Source organism: Synechococcus sp. FACHB-909 (assembly GCF_014698945.1).
Classification (GTDB): Bacteria; Cyanobacteriota; Cyanobacteriia; order PCC-6307; family Cyanobiaceae; genus Cyanobium.
The window spans coordinates 671320-688313 of record NZ_JACJTY010000001.1 but is presented as its reverse complement, the minus strand read 5'-3'; the positions used below and the strand labels follow the sequence as shown (position 1 = coordinate 688313).

18 protein-coding genes are annotated in these 16994 nt (G+C 68.4%); 7 read left to right on the top strand and 11 right to left on the bottom strand.

The annotated features are described in order from the left end of the window. The first annotated feature begins 236 nt into the window (after window positions 1-236). Both H6G99_RS03395 and H6G99_RS03390 read left to right on the top strand, forming a co-directional pair. A complete protein-coding gene (locus H6G99_RS03395; protein ID WP_190609806.1) occupies window positions 237-755 on the top strand; it encodes a hypothetical protein in 519 nt (172 codons plus the stop codon). A 16-nt stretch (window positions 756-771) separates the two neighbouring features. Further along, complete coding sequence (locus H6G99_RS03390) at window positions 772-1401, top strand: hypothetical protein (protein ID WP_190609804.1); 630 nt, start codon at window positions 772-774, stop codon at window positions 1399-1401. A gap of 36 nt (window positions 1402-1437) precedes the next feature. Here H6G99_RS03390 and H6G99_RS03385 read toward each other — a convergent pair whose 3' ends face one another. From H6G99_RS03385 to H6G99_RS16515, 8 genes are all read right to left on the bottom strand, one after another. After that, window positions 1438-2043: an alpha/beta hydrolase gene (locus H6G99_RS03385; RefSeq protein ID WP_094584093.1), complete on the bottom strand. Its 606-nt coding sequence runs from the start codon at window positions 2041-2043 to the stop codon at window positions 1438-1440. 64 nt (window positions 2044-2107) lie between these two features. After that, a complete protein-coding gene (locus tag H6G99_RS03380; RefSeq protein ID WP_199296906.1) occupies window positions 2108-3643 on the bottom strand; it encodes an alpha/beta hydrolase family protein in 1536 nt (511 codons plus the stop codon). Window positions 3644-3713: 70 nt separating this feature from the next. Continuing rightward, window positions 3714-4520, bottom strand: coding sequence for a nitrate ABC transporter ATP-binding protein (locus tag H6G99_RS03375; RefSeq protein WP_190609801.1), 807 nt, complete (start codon window positions 4518-4520; stop codon window positions 3714-3716). A gap of 27 nt (window positions 4521-4547) precedes the next feature. After that, window positions 4548-6545 (bottom strand): ABC transporter ATP-binding/substrate-binding protein, encoded by a 1998-nt coding sequence (locus H6G99_RS03370; protein WP_190609799.1) that lies wholly within the window; start codon window positions 6543-6545, stop codon window positions 4548-4550. Between the two features lie 169 nt (window positions 6546-6714). Further along, window positions 6715-7548 carry a nitrate ABC transporter permease gene (gene ntrB / locus H6G99_RS03365; protein ID WP_190609797.1) on the bottom strand — a complete coding sequence of 278 codons (834 nt, stop codon included), beginning with the start codon at window positions 7546-7548 and terminating at the stop codon, window positions 6715-6717. Window positions 7549-7665: 117 nt separating this feature from the next. After that, a complete protein-coding gene (locus H6G99_RS03360) occupies window positions 7666-8994 on the bottom strand; it encodes a CmpA/NrtA family ABC transporter substrate-binding protein (RefSeq protein WP_094584098.1) in 1329 nt (442 codons plus the stop codon). Between the two features lie 339 nt (window positions 8995-9333). Next, on the bottom strand, window positions 9334-9843 hold the full coding sequence (locus tag H6G99_RS03355) for a phosphate-starvation-inducible PsiE family protein (RefSeq protein WP_190609796.1): 510 nt from the start codon (window positions 9841-9843) through the stop codon (window positions 9334-9336). Continuing rightward, a complete protein-coding gene (locus tag H6G99_RS16515) occupies window positions 9800-10510 on the bottom strand; it encodes a Crp/Fnr family transcriptional regulator (protein WP_158219474.1) in 711 nt (236 codons plus the stop codon). The genes H6G99_RS03355 and H6G99_RS16515 overlap by 44 nt, the downstream gene beginning before the upstream one ends. A gap of 156 nt (window positions 10511-10666) precedes the next feature. Here H6G99_RS16515 and H6G99_RS03345 point away from each other — a divergent pair, with 156 nt between their 5' ends. Continuing rightward, window positions 10667-11566 carry a DUF6671 family protein gene (locus tag H6G99_RS03345; protein ID WP_353617155.1) on the top strand — a complete coding sequence of 300 codons (900 nt, stop codon included), beginning with the start codon at window positions 10667-10669 and terminating at the stop codon, window positions 11564-11566. A gap of 175 nt (window positions 11567-11741) precedes the next feature. Here H6G99_RS03345 and H6G99_RS03340 read toward each other — a convergent pair whose 3' ends face one another. Next, window positions 11742-12191 (bottom strand): thiol-disulfide oxidoreductase DCC family protein, encoded by a 450-nt coding sequence (locus tag H6G99_RS03340; RefSeq protein ID WP_190609794.1) that lies wholly within the window; start codon window positions 12189-12191, stop codon window positions 11742-11744. Between the two features lie 94 nt (window positions 12192-12285). Between H6G99_RS03340 and H6G99_RS03335 the strand changes: the two genes are divergently transcribed. Beyond that, window positions 12286-13119: a lysophospholipid acyltransferase family protein gene (locus H6G99_RS03335; RefSeq protein ID WP_190609793.1), complete on the top strand. Its 834-nt coding sequence runs from the start codon at window positions 12286-12288 to the stop codon at window positions 13117-13119. Here H6G99_RS03335 and H6G99_RS03330 read toward each other — a convergent pair. Further along, window positions 13110-13727 carry a hypothetical protein gene (locus H6G99_RS03330; protein ID WP_190609791.1) on the bottom strand — a complete coding sequence of 206 codons (618 nt, stop codon included), beginning with the start codon at window positions 13725-13727 and terminating at the stop codon, window positions 13110-13112. The two genes, H6G99_RS03335 and H6G99_RS03330, sit on opposite strands and share 10 nt — an antisense overlap. A gap of 153 nt (window positions 13728-13880) precedes the next feature. Between H6G99_RS03330 and H6G99_RS03325 the strand changes: the two genes are divergently transcribed. Further along, complete coding sequence (locus H6G99_RS03325; RefSeq protein ID WP_158219475.1) at window positions 13881-14474, top strand: MarC family protein; 594 nt, start codon at window positions 13881-13883, stop codon at window positions 14472-14474. 25 nt (window positions 14475-14499) lie between these two features. Here the strand turns inward: H6G99_RS03325 and H6G99_RS03320 are convergent, their stop codons facing one another. Continuing rightward, entirely contained in the window at window positions 14500-15057 is a 558-nt protein-coding gene (locus H6G99_RS03320) for a hypothetical protein (protein WP_190609789.1), read from the bottom strand. Window positions 15058-15764: 707 nt separating this feature from the next. Between H6G99_RS03320 and H6G99_RS03315 the strand changes: the two genes are divergently transcribed. Together H6G99_RS03315 and H6G99_RS03310 are read left to right on the top strand one after the other, a co-directional pair. Then, window positions 15765-16379, top strand: coding sequence for an esterase/lipase family protein (locus H6G99_RS03315; protein WP_190609788.1), 615 nt, complete (start codon window positions 15765-15767; stop codon window positions 16377-16379). 49 nt (window positions 16380-16428) lie between these two features. After that, window positions 16429-16971: a methyltransferase family protein gene (locus tag H6G99_RS03310; RefSeq protein ID WP_190609786.1), complete on the top strand. Its 543-nt coding sequence runs from the start codon at window positions 16429-16431 to the stop codon at window positions 16969-16971. Window positions 16972-16994: the final 23 nt, after the last annotated feature.

Genomic DNA, 16994 nt, shown 5'->3' with positions numbered 1-16994 from the left:
AACCGCCGGGGCGGGGGGTGGGGTCAAGCAGGACCGTCTGACCGGCGGGCATGCGCACGGCACTGACGGGATCGTCGGGGAGGAAGCGGTAACGCATCGGGCGAAGGGAGGGGCCTTATTGCGAATGGCTCTCAACCTAGAGGACCCACGGGCACTTTTGCAAGCGATTCTCAATAGCAGCTGGTGGTTGCGAGGCGGGGTCATTAGCGTCGAGAGCTGCTTTCAGAGGCGCTGCCGTGATCCCCGATGCCCCATGGCTGCTCGAACGGGAACGCCGCTGCCGCCGGGAGGGCAGCGGCCTGACGACGGCGGATCTGGTCGGCTGCTGGCGACTCGAGCGGATCTGGAACAAGGGGAGCCTGGAGCCTGCTTCGGTGGCCGCCGGCCTGCTGCGGGGGCTGGCGGCCCGGCTGCGGCTGTCCGCGGACGGGGCCGGTCCGGAGGCTGGGGACCTGCGGCTGGCCAACAGCGTGCGCCTCGGTGCTCTGGAGCTCCGCTTCGAGGGTGTGGGCCGTCTGGAGGGCCGCCGCCCCCTGCTGGTCTTCAGCTTCGAGCGCCTGCTGCTGCTGCTGGGCGGGCGGGTGCTGATCGAGCGGACGCTGCCCCAGCCCGATCCGCTGCGCCGGCCCTTCTTCGCCCTGATCGCCGCCGAACGCCCGCACTGGCTGGCGGCCCGAGGTCGCGGCGGCGGCCTCGCCCTGTGGCTCCTCGAGGGGACGACGGGCGAAAATGAGGTTAGGGTGAATGAAAATTGAATAAAAGGTTGGAGCCATGGCTGAGTCAGCAACGGCCCTGCAGGACTGGTTGCTCCTGAGGGCGCAGGACGGCAGTACGGCGACCCTCCCGGACAACCTCTCGCGGGCCTTCCAGGCCAACGACCTCAGCCTGCTGCCGGTGTTCGTGGCCCACGCCTGGCAGGAGCACCTCCGGGCGGAGGCGGACCGCGGACGGCGGCAAGCCACCGAAGCCCAGCAGCAGGATCGCGCGGCCGCCTTCCATGCCCAGCTCGGCCTCGATGCCCAGGCCGACGGCGACCTGGCCGTGCAGCTGGGCCGGGCGGTGGACCGCGGCCTCAGCGCCTGCCGCTGCGAGCTTCACCTCACGGCCCAGTCGATGCCTGATGGTCTGCGCTGGTTTCGCCTGGAGATCAGGGACAGCCCCGCCGACCCCGGGGGGCACCAGGAGACGGTCCAGGTGCTCCCCGTCGCCGGTGAATCCCAGGCCCTGACCATCCGCACCGCCATCCATGCGGTCCTCGAGGAACGCGGCTGGCAGGCCAGCGCCGAGCCGGGGCTCTTCCACCTCCAGGGTCCCCAGCTGGCGGCCCTGGTGGCGATTCTGAAGCGGCTGGCCGTGCCGGAATCCGAGGCCCTGACGGATCTGATGGCGCGGCCGGCCTGAGCTCCGGCTTGCCGGCCCGCCCCCCGGATGGCGCTGTCAGGGGCTGGCCGGCGGGCCGGGTTCCTGCATCCGCTCGAGGTTGGCGCCGAGGTCGGATTCGAGAAACTCCTTCACCACATGGCCCATGCCGCTGAGCCCCGCCAGGGCCGATTGCAGGGCCGGCAGGTTGATGGCGATCTCCTCGTTGGGGTAGGCCCGCAGGAATCCCACCGCCGAGAGCGTTCCCGAGCCGGACTCGATCCCCAGGATCGTCGCTGACCGCAGCGCCACCATGCCCACCTGTGGCGCCCTCAGCGGATAGAGGATGCCGGACAGCCGCTCCAGGGCGTTCTCGCCGAAGCGGGTGCTGAGCAGCCGGGTGGTCAGCGCCAGCGGCAGCGTCACCCGGTGGTTCAGCAGCCTGCCGACCTCGGCGGGGTCCTTGCCGCCCAGCCGCAGGGCATCCCCCAGCAGGCCCACGGCCTCACCGGTCCGGGCCAGCCGTTCCAGGTCGGCGACGGGGATCGAACGGCGAAACGCTCCGCTGACGAAGACCACCTGCTCGGCGGCCTCGGCCGCCGGCCCGGCCAGGATCAGCAGGGCCGCCAAGCCGGTGGCGCCCCAGGCGTGGGCCGTTGAGGGCAGGGAAGGCAGGGGGGGCATCGATCGGGTGGCCGGATCCTTGGGCGCCGGATCAAGTGTGGGTCAGACGACAGGCACCGGCGCTTCAGGGGTTCCAACTCGCCAGCCGGTCGCTCACGTCGACCAGGGGGAGGCCGTCACCCCCCCAGCCACCCGGGGGTAGCAGGGCCGGGCCTCCGGGCCCGGGGGCGACGGCGGGGCCGGCGGCGAAGGCCCCGTTCACCCAGGCCAGCAGCAGTCCCCGCAGGGGTCCGCCGCCCTGGTCATAGGGGGAGCCCATGTTGAAGTGATCACCGCCGCCTGCCAGGACCAGCCGATGGCCGTCCTTCCCCAGGCGGGCGACCCGGGCCATCGGAGCGATGGCTTCGGGACCGGGTGGCACCACCCAGTCACGGCTGCCGCTCACCACCAGCACCCGCCCCTGGAAGACGGGGATGGTTCCGGTCTCGAACAGGAGCGACATCGGCGGACTCACCGCCACGGCGGCCTTCACCCGCGGATCGGCCAGGGCGGCCTGGTCGATGGCGCCCAGGAAGCTGCACTGCAGCACCCAGCTCAGGTTGCGCTGGGGATCCTGCAGATTGCTGCAGCGTTTCTGCAGTTGCTGGGAGGTGGGTCGGGCGCCCGCCAGCTGCAGGGCCGTGGTGGCCCCCCAGGACTGGCCCAGCACCACCACCGAACCGGTGTCCAGTCCGCCCGGAAGACCCAGCTTCCCGGCGGCCGCCGCATCGATCAGGGCAGAGATGTCGAGGGGGCGCAGGCGCAGCTCCGCCGGACCGGGCGGCGGCACCTTGCCGGAGAGCATGGCCTGCTGCTGGGTGCGGTCACTGCCGGGGTGGCGGGGCAGCAGCACCGTGTAGCCGTGGCTGGCCAGGTGCCGTGCCCAGCCCTCAAAGCTCTCGGGCCCGTCCCAGAGGCCATGGGAGATGGCCACCAGCCGGCCGGAGGCCTGCTGGGTCGGGCGGATCACCACCACCTCCAGGGGCTGGGGCCGGTAGGCCACCGGCAGGGTCAGGGTGTCGCGCCGCACGGGCAGGGGGCCCGGATCCCGCAGGGAGGGGGCAGGCGTCGCTGCCGTCCCCCCCTCCAGCAGACGGTTCGCCGACAGCAGCTGGGCGTTCATCCGCTGGAGCAGGAACAGGCCCTTGCCCACATCGACGCTGGCGGTCCTGCCCGGCACGGCCTCCAGCACCCCCAGCATCGTCAGGGGCCCGCGGCCGGCGGCCCGGTCCAGCACCTTCAGCACCGTGTCGCTGGACACGTCGGCCGGCAGACCGTCGACCCCCCCGAGGGAGGAGAGCAGCAGCAGGGCCTGCTGGGCCAGGGGGGACGGGACGACCTGGCGGGCCACGTCCAGGGCCTGCAGGGGCAGGGGGGCATTGAACAGATCCACCAGGGAGCGCCCGATGGCGCCCCGGGTGGCCTGGTCGAGTTCGGCCAGGTCGCTGTTGCCGGCGAGCAGGGCCCGGGGATCGCTCAGTTCCGCCAGCCGGATCGAGAACGTGGTCTCGACCAGGGGCAGCTTCAGCTCGATCGTCTCGAGGGCCCGGGCCGGCGGCACAGCGGCCAGGCCTGCGGCGAGCGCCAGGCCCAGAGCGGCCAGGGACGGAGAGATCCGCATCACCAGAGCAACTCCGCTGTGGGGGGCGCATCCTGGCAGAAATGAACGGCCATGACCCGCCCCGTGGGCCTCATTCCACGTCGTCGTGGGCGAAGCGGTTGTAGAGGAAGTCGAGGGCGGTGTTGCGCAGCTCGTAGTACTTGGGATCCTCCATGATGTCCTCCCGGTTGCGGGGCCGGGGGAAGTCGATCGGCATCACCTCGCCGATGGAGGCGGCCGGGCCGTTGGTCATCATCACCAGCCGATCGGCGAGGAACAGGGCCTCATCGATGTCGTGGGTGATCATCAGCACGGTGCATTTCTGGGTGTTCCAGATCTGCAGCAGCTCCTCCTGCAGCTCCTCCTTGGTGATCGCATCGAGGGCCCCGAAGGGTTCATCGAGGATCAGCACCTCCGGGCGGATGGCCAGGGCGCGGGCGATGGCCACCCGCTGCTTCATGCCACCGGAGAGCTGGGGAATGCGCTTGTCCATGGCCTTCTCCAGGCCCACCATCGCCAGATGGTCCACGGCGATCTCGCGCTTCTCGCGGCTGGAGAGGTCGGGCTTCACCTCGTCAATGGCCAGATAGACGTTCTCGTAGGCCGTCATCCAGGGCAGCAGGGCGTATCCCTGAAAGACCACCATCCGATCGGGCCCGGGCTTCTCGATCGGCCTGCCGTTGAGCAGCACCTGGCCGGCGGTGGGTGTCGAAAAGCCGGAGACCATGTTCAGCAGGGTGGACTTGCCGCAGCCGGAATGGCCGATGACGCAGATGAATTCCCCATGCTCGACCTGCAGGTTGATGTTGTCCAGCACCGGGTAGGGGCCGGTGGGGGTGGGGTAGACCTTGCCCAGGGCTTCGAAGCGCAGCAGGGGCTGGGTGGCGTTGGTGATCATGGGAGAAAGGGGCGGAGGGACGGCGGATCAGAGGCTGATGGCACGGGGCTGGCCGATGGGGATTTCGGCGATGCTGAAATCGCGGTGCAGGGACACGGCGTTGAGGTAACCGATCGGGTCCTCGGGGTTGAAGGGACGGCCGTCGAACAGTTCGATGCCCTGGCGCTGATAGCTCACGTCGTCCAGACCCAGTTCCCGCGCGGCGGTGCTGAACACCCCCACGCTGCAGACCCGCTCGAGGATCTCCACGTAGTTGCGGGGGAAGGGGATCTCGGCCCAGCGGGCCAGCTGGGTGAGGATCCAGAGGTGCTCACTGCGGCTGGGCCGGTTCAGCCCCGCTCCGTAGAACAGGTGGTGCGGTTCGCCGTGGGGGGCGAAGGAGCCGGAATCGCCCGGCTGGCCGCTGAAGCGGATCAGATCGGCCTTGATCCCCAGGTAGCGACGGTCGCTGAGCAGTTCGCTCATTTCCGCCCAGTGGGCGGGATCGGCGCAGTAGCGGCAGGCCTCCAGCAGGGCCTTGGTGAGGGCGATGTGGGTGTTGGGGTAGGCCTGGGCCCAGTCCTCGCGGGCGCCGAGCACCTTGCCGGGATGGCCCGACCAGATTTCCAGATCCCCCACGATCGGCACGCCGTGACCGCTGCTGGCGGCCCGGAAGTTCCAGGGTTCGCCGATGCAGTAGCCGTCGATGGAGCCGTCCTTGAGGTCGGCCAGCATCTGGGCCGGCGGCAGGGTCTGCAGGTGCACGTCCTTGTCGGGATCGATGCCGTTGGCCGCCAGCCAGTAGCGCAGCAGCAGGTTGTGCATCGAGGCGGGATGGACGATGCCGATCCGGTGGGGCTCCCGCTCGTGGCTGCCCAACCAGGCGCGGTAGTCCTCCACCGTGCTGACGCCCTGTTCCGCCAGTCGTTTGGCGAGGGTCACCTCGTTGCCGTTGCGGCTGATGGTGAGGGAGGACACGATCGGCAGCGGCTCGCTGCCGTGGCCGCCGGCCGTCATCCAGGTGGGCATGCCCGAGGGCATCATCGCCGCGTCGAGGGTCTTGTCGACCAGACCGTCGACCACACCCCGCCAGCTGGTCTCCCGCACCAGCTGCACGTCGTCGAGACCGTGCTTGGTGAAGAACCCCTTGGCCTCCGCCACCGCCAGGGGGGCGCAGGCGGCCAGGGGAATGAAGCCCAGGTCGAGATTCACCTTTTCAAGGCCGTGGCGGGCCAGCACCTTGTGGGGGCGCGCCTGCCACTGCTTCACCCGCTTCTGGCGGTTGAGGAAGTAGATGATCTCCGAACGCAGGCTGTAGTAGCTGGGGTGGTGCACCACCGTGAGCCGCTGGCGTGGCCGGGGGATGTCCACCTCGAGGATGCCGCCGATCTTCGAGCCAGGACCGTTGGTGAGCATCACGATCCGGTCGGAAAGCAGCACCGCCTCGTCCACGTCGTGGGTGACCATCACCGCGGTGAGCTCGTGCTCGTTGCAGATCTGCATCAGCTTTTCCTGCAGATTCCCCCGCGTCAGCGCATCGAGGGCGCCGAAGGGTTCATCCAGCAGCAGCAGCTTGGGCTTGATGGCCAGGGCGCGGGCTATCGACACCCGCTGGCGCATGCCGCCCGAGAGCTGGGCGGGGAGCTTGGTAGCCGCCTGGGTCAGACCCACCATCTCCATGTGCTCTTCGATCAGCGCGTCCTGCTCCGCTTTGCCAAGATCGGGCATCACCTCCTCGATCGCCAGGGCGATGTTCTGGCGAACGGTGAGCCAGGGCAGCAGCGAGTAGTTCTGAAAGACGACCATCTTGTCGGGGCCCGGACGCTTCACCGTTTCCCCCTCGAGGAGCACGGTGCCGCCGGTGGGCAGATCCAGGCCGGCGATCATGTTGAGCAGGGTGGACTTGCCGCAACCGGAGTGGCCGATCAGGGAGATGAATTCGCCCTTGCGGATTTCCAGATCGATCCCCTTCAGGGCCAGGTAGTTGCCGCCACCGGTGAGGGGAAAGTTCTTTTCGAGATTCTGAACATCAACGAGTGCTGTCATGGCGGATCACGTTTGGGGAAAGTGGAGGACACAGAAGGCCAGGACCATGGCGGTCATCAGCAGGAGGCGGGCCAGCAGAAAGCGGATCACGTTCTTCCTTTCCCTCATCCAGGCGTCGAGCCATCCAAAGGGCCTCAGGACAGTGGGCAGGTTCATGGCTGGGTGTGTCTCACTGGCCGGGGGAGATGCGGGACTGGATCCAGGCCATCAGGCGATCCAGCAGCAGGCCGATGCCGCCAATCCAGATCACGGCCAGCACGATGTCGCTGACGTAGTTCTGCTGGTAGGCATCCCAGATGAAGAAGCCGATGCCGACGATGCCGCTCATCACGATCTCGGCGGCGATGATCGCCAGCCAGGCCAGGCCGATGGAGATGCGCAGGCCCGTGAAGATGTAGGGCAGCGCGGAAGGAATCAGCACCTTGGTGAAGAAGGTCTTCTTCGACATCTGCAGCACCAGGGCCACGTTGTGGTAGTCCTGCGGGATCTGGCGCACCCCTTCGGCGGTGTTGATCAGGATCGGCCACACCGCGGTGATGAAGATCACGAAGATGGCCGCCGGCTGGTTCTTCTGGAAGATCACCAGGGCGATCGGCACCCAGGCCAGGGGGGCCACCATGCGCAGGAACTGGAACAGGGGGTCGAAGGCACGGTTGAGTGTCTTGTTGAGGCCCACGGCGATGCCGGCGCTGATCCCCACCACGGCGGCGAGGACGTAACCCTGGGCGACCCGGCCCAGGCTGGCCATCGTCTGCCAGAAGAGTCCCTTGTCGAGGCCGCCCCGGTCGTAGAAGGGATAGAGCAGCAGTTCACGGGTGCGCTGCTCGGTGAACAGGCTCAGGGGACCGGGAAGCCGGGTGAGCCCGAGGCTGGCGCTGAGCTGCCAGGCCAGCAGAAAGCCGGCGATGCCGAACAGGGGCGGCAGGATCAGCTTGCGGTTGCGCTTCCACCAGAGCAGGGGGCCTGCCGCGTTGCTGGTGGGGTTGGGGGATGTGGTCGTCATGGAAGGGGTTCGTCCTGGAAGAAAGGGATGGAATCCGTTGGAAGGAATGACCCGTGACGGCAGTCACGGGTCTGGGAGGTGCAGGGCCGATGGGGCACCGGCCTCTGGGCGATCGAATCAGCGCTTGATCTTGAGGCTGTCGAGATAGGCCTGGGGGTTCTCAGGATCGAAGACGATGCCGTCGAAGAAGGTCTCCTTGCCGCGGGAGGAACCGGTGGGAATGTCCTTGGCGGGCAGCCCCAGTTCGGTGGCGGCCTGGCGCCAGATGTCTTCCCGGTTCACCTTGTCGACCAGGGCTTTGGCCTGCTCGATCGAGGTGAGCTTGCCGGGGTGCATGTTCCAGCGCAGCGATTCCACCAGGAACCACAGACTCAGGCTCTTGTAGGGATAGGAGATCACCCCCCGATCACTCATCCAGTAGATCGGGCCCAGCTTCGGATCGTTCACCGGTTTGCGATCCGCACCGAGCAGGTACTCGCCCTTCAGCGCGGGTTCGAGCACCTCCACCGGGGTGTTGAAATAGGCGCGGGAGCTGATCAGCTTGGCCACCTCGCTGCGGTTCTCGGGCTTGTCGGCCCACTGCTGGGCCTCGATCAGGCCCTTCACCAGCGCCACCGCCGCCTTGGGATTCTTGTCGACCCAGTCGCTGCGGACCGCCAGGAATTCCTCGGGGTGCACCGGCCACATCTGGGCGGTGAGGGCGGCCAGGTAGCCGATGTCATCCTTGACGATCCGGAACGGCCAGGGATCGCCGGTGCTGAACGCATCCATGGTGCCGTTGCGCATGCCCTGGAGGGTTTCAGTGGAGGGCACGGTCAGCAGTTCAATGTCCTTGTCGGGATCGACACCCCCGGCCGCCAGCCAGTAGCGGATCCAGAGGTCCTGGTTGGCATTGGGGAAGGTGTAGGCGGCGCGGAACTTTCGGCCTTCCTTCTGCGGGAAGCGCTGGAAGACATCCACGGCCGGGGCCAGATCCAGCCCCAGGTTGTCGGCCTTGAGGCTGTTGGAGACGGCGATGCCATTGCCCTGGCTGTTCAGCTGGGCCAGCACCACCATGGGCACCTTCTTGCCGTCGGTGATGATCCCTTCGGTGATCAGGTGGGGCATCGGCAGCTGCCACTGGCCCCCATCGATGCCGCCGCCGGCGGAGCCGAGCACCACGTTGTCGCGGGCGGCGGGCCAGCTGGCCTGCTTGGCCAGTTCCACCTTGATCCCGTGCTTGGCGAAGAAGCCCTTCTCCACACCCACCACCAGGGGAGCGGCTTCCAGGATGGGGATGTAGCCGAGCTTGATGGTGCCCAGCTCCTGGCCGGCCGCAGGGCTGGCGGCCTGGGGCGAGCTGGTGGACTCGGAGGTACCTGGTGGATTGCCCAGGCATCCGGCGAGCAGCAGGGAGGATCCCAGGGCTGCCCCGAACCGGGTGAGGAAGCGACGGCGACTCGTCATGGCATTCAGGTGTGATGGAGGGAGTGGGAAAGGGTTGGCAAGAAAAGAAGAGGGGCTGCTCAAAGAACAGTCCCATGGGGCTAATCCGTGGTTGTCAGCGTCTCCTCAGGGTGGAGACAATGGCGAAGGGAGAAGGGCTGAAACGGTGCGTTCGAGGGTGGTTTGGCGACCCCGGATTTGGGGTCCGGCAACATTAGTGGTTGAGTTCTAATCCTGGGTGCCGACTTGAAGCAGACCTGCCAATCTCCTGAATAAATCTGGCTTATGCATTCAGGAATACAAGGCTTAGGACACAGGTATCCCGAACAACATCCGCTGCTAAATGGCCTGGAGGGCCGCTTACTCCTGCTGCTGGCGCATCCGCGCCGACACCTGGGCTTCAGGGTCGACGCCGGCAAATGTCGGAGGCAGCCACACCCGCACCACCATCAGCAGGGCCATGGTCATCAGGAACAGGCAGACCGCCAGGATCTGTTGCCAGTCCGTCTCCAGCACGCCGCGGACGATCACTTCCCGGAGCACCGAGACGATGGCGATCTCCACCGCCACCCCGATCGACACCCGTTGTTCCTGCAGATAGATGATCAGCAGGCGGAACAGCTCCACCAGGATCAGGATGAACAGGATGTCGGCCGTGACCTCGTGAAACTCCGATGTGGAGAAGAGGGTCGAAAAGGTTCGCTTCAGCTGGAGCACCATCACGCCGAACAGCCCCAGGCAGAGGGAAATGGCGATCAGGTCCTGGACAGCCTCAAGGGACTGGACGATCTGGCTGCGGCGGAGCTGCTGATGCCAGGGGATGGCGTCATGGGGTGTCGAAACCGGCGTTCCGGTGGGCGGGTGGTTCATGGCGAAGGGTTTTCGGGAACGGGAAGGGGGCCACGGGAAGGGTGTCTGGGTTTTCGCTCGGGATCTGGGGGCTGGCGGCGCGAGGGACGAGCAGATCGGCCTCGCTGACCTTGACGACCTGGCCCTTGCTGCGGAACCGGGTCAGGGATTTGGTCACGGTGACCCTGGTCATGCCGGCGATGTCGGCGAGCTGGCGGTGGGTCAGGTTCATGTCCTCCAGCGAGAGGGTGGTGCCGCTGGTGCTGACCCGGCCGAAGCGGGCCCCGATCCAGTGCAGCAACCGCAGCAGCCGGGAGTCGGCGGGTCGGACGCGGTGGATCTGCAGCAACTGTGTGGTCTGGGTGAACAGATCCCTCATGAAGTCAAGGGTCTCGCCCTCGCTTGGCTCGAATTCGACCACCACCACCCGGGTGAGGGAGATGAGCTCGTAGGGAGTCACATCACAGCCGATGGGTGTGATCAGATCGCCCGGTCCCCAGATGCCAAGGGTGATGGACTCTCCCTCTTCATTCCAGGTGTTGGCTCGGATGTAGCCATCGTCGATCCGCCAGCTGATGTCGGCGGGCACATGATCATCAGCGCGGAGGGTCAGCTGCAGCGGTCGGGCGGGCATGGCGAGGGTCATGTCACGGCGAATGGCATGGCGGGAGGCTCCGGCGGGCTGCACGGCGAGCTGCGGATGATTGGGCTTGATGGTGTGATCGTTGCGTGGTGCCCAACCACCGGGCAGGACCTGGTGTTGGAGTCCGGGAACATTAATGACCAGATGTGGGTGTTGGGTGCTAGTTCGACGCAGGATTACCAATCCAGCCGATAAGTCCCGGTGATCGGATTGCCGCCCTTCGCCTGTCGCCCTCCGGCGGCTTTTGCTGGCCGTCCGGTCAGCCTGGCCACCCGCCATGGCAAGGAGCGGCTGCTGGCCAGGCCCTTCCGCCACGGCCTCGACCTCAGCCTCGTTCTGGCCACCGGCTTCGACACCGACCTGCTCGGCACCTTCAGCGGTGAACGGCCCCGTCCCGCCGATGCCCTCGAGACCTGCCGGCGCAAGGCGGAGGCCGGCATGGACGACACGGGTCTGGATCTCGGGCTGGCCAGTGAGGGCAGCTTCGGGTCCCACCCCGCCCTCCCCTGGATGACGGTGGGCACCGAGTGGCTCACCTTCGTGGACCGCCGCGAGGGTCTGCTGATCGCCGAGAGCCTGGTGGCGACGCGCACCAACTTCGACCGCCGGCGGGTGTCACCGCAGGACGACATCCAGGACTGGCTCGATCGGGTGGGCTTTCCCTCCCATGCCCTGATCGCCAGTCCCCATGGCGGCGACGGCGACGGGGGCAGCCCCGGTACCCCCCTGATCAAAGGACTGCGGACCCATGCGGCGCTGGCCGAGGCGATGGGCCGCTGTGCCCGGGCCTCGAGCGATGGCTCGGTCTGGCTGGAGACCGACATGCGGGCCCACTGCAACCCGACCCGACGGCTGGCGATCCGCTCTCTGGCGTTCCGGCTGGTCCGGCGGATCGCCCGTCCCTGTCCGGCCTGCGGTGCGCCGGGCTGGGGCCGTTGCGACGTGCGGGTCGGCCTGCCCTGCAGCTGGTGCGGCCACCCCACCGAGCGCCTTCTGGCCGAGGTGTGGGGCTGCGTCGCCTGCGCCCATCGGGAGGAGCGGCCCCGCCCGGATGGTCGACTTACGGCCGATCCCGGGGATTGCCCACGCTGCAATCCCTGAGAGAACTCTCCGGATCCTGTCAGCCCGATCCGCCTTGCCGATCGGTCGTGGCAGCTACCCGGCCAGGTGTCCGGTTGTCAGCGTCAACAGAATCGGTTTTCTAGGGTTGCTGTCTCCTGGAATCCCGATCCGGTGGGGCACCTGCAAGGGCTCTGCCGGATTTTTTATCGGCCGCTCATGATGCGGGGTGGAGGTGCTGAGCCGGAGTCTGCGGTGCCACGGCAGCAGAAGAAGGGACCGCGCAGCGCTCGCGGCAGAGAACCTCCAGGGACGGCCGGCCGGTGATGGCCAGACGCCAACGGGCCCAGAATCCGTAGAGGGCATCCACCAGGGGCCGCAGCAGGGGCCAGCGGGTGGGGGCGTAGAGCCAGCCCAGACCCACCAGCCCATAGGCCTGGCGGAACACCTCCACATCCCGGATCACCTCGCCGTCGCTGCGCAGGGCGTGCATGCGGCCCATGGCCTCGGCGTAGGTGATGCCGCCGTGGCGGGCCGGGTCGTAGGCGGGGTCATTGACGTCCACGAAGGCCAGCCGGCCCACCCCCCGGTCGCGGCGGCGCAGGGTGTTCACCTCCCGCAGGCACAGGGGGCAGCCGCCATCGAACAGCAGGGTGAGCTCGGCCATGGGGCTCCAGACGCCTGGTGAGCCTAGAAAGAGCTGTCACCGTCCCGGTGGCGCCCGTCCGGTGGCCAGACTCCAGCCCGCTCCCCCCTCCCCCATGTCCGTCTGCCGCCAGGCCGCGCTGCGTCGCTGGCAACGCCGGGATCCGCAGTTGATCCAGCGGCTGATGCCGTTCTGGGGCTGGTTCTACGCCCATTACTTCCGCGTCGTCTCCGATGGCTGGGAGCACATCCCCGACGCCGATCCGCTGCTGTTCGTGGGCAGTCACAACGGCGGGCTGGCGGCCCCCGACATGCACATGGTCATGTACGACTGGTTCCGCCGCTTCGGCCTGGAGCGCCCGGTGCTGGGGCTGGCGCACCCGAAGGTCTGGCTGGGCTATCCGCCGCTGGCGGATCTGGCCGCCCGCACCGGAGCCATCCCCTATCACCCCCGCCTGGCCCTGGCGGCCCTGGAGGAGGGGAACAGCCTGCTGGTCTATCCCGGCGGCGGCCAGGACACCTTCCGCCCCCACCGGGACCGGGGCCGCATCCACTTCGCCGGCCGCACCGGCTTCCTGCGCCTGGCGATCTGGCATGACCTGCCGATCGTCCCGGTGATCTCCTGGGGGGCCCACGACACCCTGGTGGTGCTGGAGGACTTCTACCCCCAGTTCCGGGCGCTGCACGAACGGGGGATGCCCTGGCTGTTCGGCATCGATCCCGAGGTGATGCCCCTCTACCTGGGCCTTCCCTGGGGCCTGGCCCTGGGGCCGCTGCTCAACCTGCCCCTGCCGGTGCGGATCCACACGCGGGTGTGTCCGCCGATCCGCCTGGAGCGCAGCGGCCACGCCGCCAGCCGCGACCGGGCCTATGTGCAGGCCTGCTACCAGCAGGTGACCGCCACCATGCAGCAGGCCCTGGATCAGCTGGCGCTCGAGGCTCAGCGGTAACGGGAGGGCGACACGTAGGACTGGGAGGGAATCGACTGCGGCCCGGTGCCGTTGCCGAGCCGCTGCGGCAGGCCGTCCCGCTGGCGCTGCAGTTCCGCCAGGGAACGGGTCTCCCCCATGGCCAGGCCTGTCAGCACCGCCAGTTCCTGCTTCAGCTGGTTGGCGGGCCTGGGATTCACGAAGCGGAAGTTCAGCGTCGTCTTGTCGCCGCCGCTGTCGTAGCCCACCACCGTGAAGTAGAGGTCCGCCGTCTTGCCGGCCTTGGATCCGGCGAGGGCCCCGCCCACCATGCCCCCCACCAGGCCGATCGGGCCCAGCAGCAGGCCACCGGCGATGGCCCCGGCGGTGCCGCCACCCACGGCTCCCACCGTGCCGTTGGTGCTGTCGTAGGTCTCCTGCCCGCCCGCGTACCAGCGGGCGATGCGGCCGATGGGGATGAAGCTCCTCCTGTCTCCGATGCCGTTGGCGTCGAGGTTGATGCTGCAGGGGTTGTTGCCGCAGAGGGCCTTATAGGTGGTGGCCATCGCCGGTGCGGGAAGCAGCAGGGCCAGGAGCAGGGGAGAGGCCTGGCAGGCTCGCCGTCGAAGCCGGGCTCGCGTGACGGTCATGGGTCGAGCGTGGAGGGTCGTGCCAGTCAATCGACCCTCGCCGACGGCGCAATGGGGCCGGGGCCGCGGGGTGATGACCGGATGTGTCCGGCGTGGCGGCGCCCCCGGGGCTCCGATGATGGACATCGCTCTGCCGGTGTCCCCGGGGCCCCCATGTCCCTGATCAACACGGCCGTCGGTCTGCTGGCGATCAGTTCGCCGATCGGTCTGCTGCCGGTGGTGGTGGAGGCCGGAGGGGGCAACCCCGTGCGGATCCGCCGGATCAGCCGCCTGGCGGTGCTCACCTTTCTCTGTGCCCTGATCGCCGCCTGCTGGTGGGGCCAGGGCCTGCTCGACCTGTTCGGCATCACCCTGGACGCCTTCCGGGTGGCCGGGGGACTGATTCTGCTGCCGATCGGCCTGCGCCTGATCGATGGGCGGGAGGTGAGCCACGGTTCCCTGGACGGCACTGAGGACAGTGCCGGCGTGGTGCCGATCGGCCTGCCGCTGCTGGCGGGCCCGGGGGCCATCTCCCTGGTGGTGGCCGATGCCCCCGCCGCCTGGCAGGGCAGGCTCGCCCTCAGCGGTGTGATCGGCCTGCTGGCGATCCTGATCTATCTGTTGCTGATCGCCTCGATGCCCCTGCGCCAGGCCCTGGGGGAACTGCAGGAGAAGGTGATCAGCCGCCTGATGGGGCTGCTGCTGAGCGCCATCGCCGTCCAGATGCTCGTCAGTGGCCTCAGGGGGTGCTTTCCGGTGCTGGCCTGAGGGCAGCGGCGTCCCCCCCGGCTGCTCAGAGATAACCGAGCCTCGGTGGCGTCGGCGGCCCCTCGAACGGGTCAATGGCCAGCTCCCGATCCAGCACGGTGAGGATGTCCTGGATCACGGCAGGTCGGGTGGCCACCCAGAGGAAACCCTCCAGGGGAGCCGCCGCGACAGGGTCCCACAGGCAGAACTGGGGGTGCTGCCGGTACATGCGGGTGGCCAGGGGCACCAGGAAGCGGGTCTTTGGGAACTGGTCCTCCCCGTGATCGAAGGTGAGGACGATGGCGAATTCCAGCTCGCCTTTCGGGGTGTAGCGGTCGATCCGGGTCTCCCCGTCCGATCCGGGAAAGGGGGAGAGCCGGTACTCGACGTAGCGGCGATGGAAGGGGTTTCTCTGCTCCTTCCAGGTCCTCGCTTCCACCCCCAGCTCCGTCGCCAGCTCGGTGAGCAGCAGATAGGAATGGGTGCGGAGGGTCTCGTGGAGCTCGTCGGTCCTGTTGCTCTGAAGCCGCCAGCGCTGGGCCAGCGCCTCATAGCGGTTCATCTGGGGCAGGTCCTGGGGGGTGGGTCCCGTGGGGCCAGTCACCGATGCTCTCCTCACTTTCTCAGTTTATCGACGGTCGGTGTGGGGGCCAGGGGGTGGTCGCGCCGCCCCGGGCGAGGCTCGGGCAAGGGGCGGATCACCACCCGAAACGCCTGTCGGCAGCGGTTTTCCAGGAGCTTCAGCCCAATCGCGGCAGGGTTGCAGCAGCACCGCTGCTCTGGCCATGGCCATGAGCGATAACTTGGTGTACTCTTAAAGGGCAGTGAAACGACGGCCATGGATCCTGTGAGCCCGGTAGCCCAGCTGGCAGTCGCCGCCATCAGCGGCGCCGCCTTCCTGATTTCGATGGTCGTGATCCCCTTCCCAGAGTCGAAGGCCGATTCCTCGGCGGGCATCGCCCCGACCTCCCAGACGAGCGCCAGCATGCTTCGCACCCTTGAGTCCTCCGCCCCTCCTCTGGTCAAGTAACCCTCAACCAACGACCGATCCGCTGGTCCGTCACGGCCACCGTCGAGCAGCGTTCGTCCCCCAGTTCCCGGCCCAGGCCACACAGTTCAGCCAGCCATCCCGCAGCAGATTTCCTGCAGCAGCAGATTTCCGGCAACAGATTCCCCGCCACAGAGCCCCCACTGACCGTTCAGCCGCGAGACCCCAAGCCGGCCCGCTGATCGCCAGTCCATCGAAGGAATCCTCACCTCCATCGTTTCCTGGTCGCGGCTCAGGATGGTTGGGTTCTGCTCGCCACTTCCATGTCCTCCGGCCCTGAGCCTCCCCAGGGGACGCCGCTGGTGCTGGTCCACGGCCTGTTCGACACGCCCCGGGTCTTCGACCGACTCGATCGCCAACTGGCCGGGAGGCGCCAGCCCCTGCTGAAGCCGGCCCTGCCGCTCCCCTTGCGGGCCGCCGCGATCGAGACCTCGGCCGAGCGGCTCGCCGCCACGATCGAGGCGGCCTTCGGGAGCGCGACGCCGGTCGACATCCTGGGCTTCTCCATGGGTGGCGTCATCGCCCGCACCTGGATCCAGCGGATGGGCGGCCATGCCCGCACCCGCCGCTTCATCAGCCTCGGCAGCCCCCAGCAGGGGACCCTGACGGCCCAGCCCTGGCCCCGCAGGCCGCTGGCCGGCATCGCCGACCTCAAGGTGGGCAGCCCGTTGCTGCGGGAACTCAATGCCGACCTCAGCCTGCTGCAGGGGATCGACTGCCGCAGCTACGCCACGGTCTTCGATCTGATGGTGGTGCCGGGCTGGCGGGCGGTGCTGCCGATCGGGCCCCGGCGGATGCTGCCGGTCTGGACCCACCAGCAGTTGCTGCGCCACCCGGCGGCCCTCGATCCCCTGGTGGCGGATCTGCTGCGCCCCTGAGCCGTTTCCGGCCCCAGCATGGGGGTGGACGCCGATCCGCGAGGTCACGATGCCGAACGCCCTGGCCGCAAGGCTCACCGCCTGGGGATTCTCCTGGGGGGGCCTGCGGGACAACCGCCGTGGCGAGTGGTGGCTGATCGCCCAGATGGCCCTGATCGTGGCCCATCTGCTGCCGGCCACCCCCTCCCCCGCTTCCCTGGGTCTGGCCTGGCCGCTGCCGGTGCGCTTCGGGGGTCTGGCCCTGTTCGCCCTCGGGCTGGTGCTGGCCGGCCAGGGAGCCCTGAACCTGGGCGCCAGCCTCAGCCCCCTGCCCGAGCCCATGGCCGACGCCCCCCTGGTGACCACCGGGGCCTACGGCCGCTGCCGCCACCCGCTCTACCAGGCCCTGATCCTCTGCTCCCTGGGTGTGACCGTGGCCCTCGGCAGCCTGTTGCATCTGGGCCTGATGCTTGGGCTGGTCGTCGTGCTCGGCTTCAAGGCCCGCCGGGAGGAGGCCCGCCTGGTGCTGCTCCATCCGGATTACGGCGCCTACCGCCAGGCGACCGCCGCGATCCTTCCCGGGCTGCCCTGGCTCGACTGGCGTTCCGCCTGAGCCCCTGCCGCCGACCGGTGGAG

Coding starts and splice junctions, on each gene's coding strand:
- H6G99_RS03390 (WP_190609804.1), top strand. CDS start 772: ATGGCTGAGTCAGCAACGGCCCTGCAGGACTGGTTGCTCCTGAGGGCG.
- H6G99_RS03385 (WP_094584093.1), bottom strand. CDS start 2,043: ATGCCCCCCCTGCCTTCCCTGCCCTCAACGGCCCACGCCTGGGGCGCC.
- H6G99_RS03380 (WP_199296906.1), bottom strand. CDS start 3,643: ATGCGGATCTCTCCGTCCCTGGCCGCTCTGGGCCTGGCGCTCGCCGCA.
- H6G99_RS03375 (WP_190609801.1), bottom strand. CDS start 4,520: ATGATCACCAACGCCACCCAGCCCCTGCTGCGCTTCGAAGCCCTGGGC.
- H6G99_RS03370 (WP_190609799.1), bottom strand. CDS start 6,545: ATGACAGCACTCGTTGATGTTCAGAATCTCGAAAAGAACTTTCCCCTC.
- ntrB (WP_190609797.1), bottom strand. CDS start 7,548: ATGACGACCACATCCCCCAACCCCACCAGCAACGCGGCAGGCCCCCTG.
- H6G99_RS03360 (WP_094584098.1), bottom strand. CDS start 8,994: ATGACGAGTCGCCGTCGCTTCCTCACCCGGTTCGGGGCAGCCCTGGGA.
- H6G99_RS03355 (WP_190609796.1), bottom strand. CDS start 9,843: ATGAACCACCCGCCCACCGGAACGCCGGTTTCGACACCCCATGACGCC.
- H6G99_RS03340 (WP_190609794.1), bottom strand. CDS start 12,191: ATGGCCGAGCTCACCCTGCTGTTCGATGGCGGCTGCCCCCTGTGCCTG.
- H6G99_RS03335 (WP_190609793.1), top strand. CDS start 12,286: ATGTCCGTCTGCCGCCAGGCCGCGCTGCGTCGCTGGCAACGCCGGGAT.
- H6G99_RS03330 (WP_190609791.1), bottom strand. CDS start 13,727: ATGACCGTCACGCGAGCCCGGCTTCGACGGCGAGCCTGCCAGGCCTCT.
- H6G99_RS03325 (WP_158219475.1), top strand. CDS start 13,881: ATGTCCCTGATCAACACGGCCGTCGGTCTGCTGGCGATCAGTTCGCCG.
- H6G99_RS03315 (WP_190609788.1), top strand. CDS start 15,765: ATGTCCTCCGGCCCTGAGCCTCCCCAGGGGACGCCGCTGGTGCTGGTC.
- H6G99_RS03310 (WP_190609786.1), top strand. CDS start 16,429: ATGCCGAACGCCCTGGCCGCAAGGCTCACCGCCTGGGGATTCTCCTGG.